A 3,110-nucleotide genomic window follows, 5' to 3' on the forward strand; every position below is an offset into this window, starting at 1 on the left:
ATGATGGCTCATACTGTCGCTCACAGGATTCTCCGCATGATTCATGCTGAAAATGAGCGATCAACCGCCTGCACGCTACGTGGGGATGCCTACGCGCTTACGATCGAAAACGCCTTCTCAAAACTCAAGGCTCTTATGCGCGCCAAAGCCGAGAGGACAATCACAGCCCTGTGGACCGCCGTCGGATCGCTCGTCGACCTCTTCACCCCAGCCGAATGCCAGAACTACTTCAAGGCCGCAGGTTATGACCCAGATTAAACCGGACGTTCTCTAGAATGGCGGACGATCCCTTAGGGTAGGTGCCAGCCATCGGGAAACGCGATGGGCCCGCCTCGGATATTATATTGGCGAACTCAACGCCAAGTGGCGCATAGTTAGGCAGGTGGATCAAGATGCATCCGCCCCATCAATGCTATCCGATGAGAATCGAGCGAAGTGAAGTGCAGGTCAAAGATGTCTTGATCGCGCCTGGTAACGGCGCATTTTTCTATGACGACCAGGAAGCCATTAGGTCCGGGGCAACCCAGGACGGCTTGATCTATGTCGGCTCACCGACAACGCCTGGGTTCAAAACCATTCGCATTCCAGCATCTTCGCTCAGCGTAGGTCTCGTCCTTGGGAGCGACACCGTTGTTTGGGGCGACATGATGAGTGTCCAGTACTCTGGTGCTGGCGGACGCGATCCTCTTTTCGACACCGATCAAACCTCAGCTATAACGTCACGCGTGGTCGTGCCGCGGCTTCTGGACGTCGATGCATCTCGTTACCTTGATGCCTGCGCGAAGGTTTTCGAGCCTTTCGAACATAAACGGCTACCTCTCGCGATTGAGTATGGCGTCAGTCAAGCGCTTCTTCGCGCAGCCGCCCATCTTCAGCGCAAGACGATGGCGGAAATAATATGCGAGGAGTTTGATCTGCCGCTGCCGACGCGTCGCGTCCCGATTTACTGCCAGAGCGGGGACGCTCGCGAAATCAACGTCGACAAAATGATCCTGAAGGCGGTGGATGTGCTTCCTCACGGCCTGATTAACTCGCGGCAGAAATTCGGCGTCGACGGCGAGACCTTCATGGAGTTCGTGAAGTGGGTCGCAACGCGCACGCGCGAAATCGGTCGCCCCGGATATCACCCGGTGCTGCATTTCGATGTGTATGGCTGGATCGGCCTGGAAATCGGACTCGAGCCGCAAAGCATCGCGGACTTTATTTGCAGGGTAGCCGATATCGTTCCGGATTTCTCGCTCAACATCGAGTGCCCGGCGGACTTTGGTTTCACGCAAGCCCAAATTGAGAACTACGCCAAGATCGTATCGATTTTGGACAATCGGGGTTCCAGGGCTCGCATTGTCGTGGACGAGCGCTGCAACACGCTCGAGGATATTCGGCTTTTTGCCGAAGCAAAGGCTGCGCACTTCATTCAAATCAAGACCCCTGACGTCGGCTCAATGGCCGATACGGCGCGTGCCGTTCTCCTCTGCAAAGCGAACAAGGTCGGCGCGTATGTCGGAGGCAGCTGTACGGAGACAGATCTTTCTGCCCAAGCTTCTGTCCATGTATCGGTGGCAACCCAGGCCGACATGATGCTTGCAAAGCCCGGAATGGGTGTCGACGAGGCATTCTCAATTGTTGGGAACGAGCAAAATCGGTTGATGGCTATGCTGAACCGTCGACGTACTCAAAACGAAAACGTTGGATGAAAAGCAGGGTGTCGCATGCAGAACTCTCTTGAGGGGGTCACTGTCGTCGCGGTGGAACAGGCGGTGGCCGCGCCTTACGCATCGTCTCGCCTTGCGGATGCCGGCGCCCGTGTCATCAAGGTCGAAAGGCCCGAAGGCGACTTTGCCCGCAACTACGACAAGCTGGTCCGGGGGCAGAGCGCTTACTTCGTCTGGCTCAACCGGGGTAAGGAGTCCGTCTGTCTGGACCTGAGGTCGGAAGCGGATCGCGCCGTCCTGGACACGCTCATTGCCAGTGCCGACGTCTTTATCCAGAATCTGAAGCCGGGCAGTATCGAAAAACTGGGTTTCGGGTCTGCGGATCTCCGTCGACGATATCCCCGGCTGATCACCTGCGACATCTCTGGTTTCGGAGAGACAGGACCGTATTCCCACTTGAAGGCCTATGATCTCATCGTCCAGGCCGAAACAGGGCTATGCGCGATCACCGGCAACCAACAAGGGCCCGCGCGTGTTGGGGTGTCGGTTTGCGACATCTCGGCGGGCATGACAGCGCATAGTGCCATTCTTCAAGCACTGTATCACCGCGAGGTCACCGGCGAAGGGACAGGCATCCAGGTGTCACTGTTCGATGCCGTCGCCGACTGGATGAACGTACCCGTTTTGCAAAACGATTACAGCGACTATCACACGGTACGCGCCGGCGTGAAACACCCCTCGCTGGCGCCGTATGGCGCCTATCGTTGCTCCGATGGCAAAGACGTCATCTTTTCGGTCCAGAATGACCGCGAATGGGTAAATTTCTGCGAGAAATTTCTCAACCGGCCCGAGCTCACACGCGCACCGGGTTTTGCCGACAACATGGAGCGCCTTGGTCATCGTGCGAAACTTGATGAGATCATTGAACAGCGCTTTTCCGAGCTATCCTGCCACGAAGCAATGCAAGAGCTCGAGGCAGCCGGTCTGGCATATGGCCGACTAAACGAAGTGGCGGATGTTTCAAGGCATCCACACATTCGCAGGGTGCAGGTTGGAACACCTGAAGGAACCGTCGACACGATAGCGCCGGCGGCGATTTTCAACTCTGAGCGCCCCTCGCTGCGCCCAGTTCCGGCTCTTGGCGCTCACACCGAGGCAATCCGCAATGAGGTTCTGGGCCTCTTGCGCGAAAGAGCCGCGTCAGCGTGAGCGCTCGTCACGGTAAGGTGGGTGCGCTCGCGATTTACACACAGCGTGCATACCTCGGATAATCTCAGCGCATCGGCCGGCCAGGCAAACCTACCGCCACCGGCCTCGCTAAAGTCGACCGCAGAGGCGATTCCATGATCAGGAATGAACCGCACCGGGTTGCTCGGAGGCTCCAATTCCTGAGAAGGTGGAGCCATGACAAGCAAGACGACCAACAAGTTCTCTCCCGAAGTCCGGACCCGTGCGGTG

Annotated in this window: 2 protein-coding genes and 1 pseudogene; all 3 read left to right on the forward strand. The window is 57.3% G+C overall.

What is annotated here, in order from left to right; genetic code table 11:
- Positions 1 to 258 (forward strand): annotated as a pseudogene (locus ACFFNA_RS35125) (hypothetical protein); the annotation flags it as partial.
- Between the two features lie 182 nt (positions 259 to 440).
- On the forward strand, positions 441 to 1,694 hold the full coding sequence (locus tag ACFFNA_RS35130) for a methylaspartate ammonia-lyase (protein ID WP_378924468.1): 1,254 nt from the start codon (positions 441 to 443) through the stop codon (positions 1,692 to 1,694).
- 15 nt (positions 1,695 to 1,709) lie between these two features.
- Entirely contained in the window at positions 1,710 to 2,861 is a 1,152-nt protein-coding gene (locus ACFFNA_RS35135; RefSeq protein WP_378924467.1) for a CaiB/BaiF CoA transferase family protein, read from the forward strand.
- Positions 2,862 to 3,110: the final 249 nt, after the last annotated feature.

Source organism: Mesorhizobium kowhaii (genome assembly GCF_042431665.1).
Lineage (GTDB): Bacteria > Pseudomonadota > Alphaproteobacteria > Rhizobiales > Rhizobiaceae > Mesorhizobium > Mesorhizobium kowhaii.

Coding starts and splice junctions, on each gene's coding strand:
- ACFFNA_RS35135 (WP_378924467.1), top strand. CDS start 1,710: ATGCAGAACTCTCTTGAGGGGGTCACTGTCGTCGCGGTGGAACAGGCG.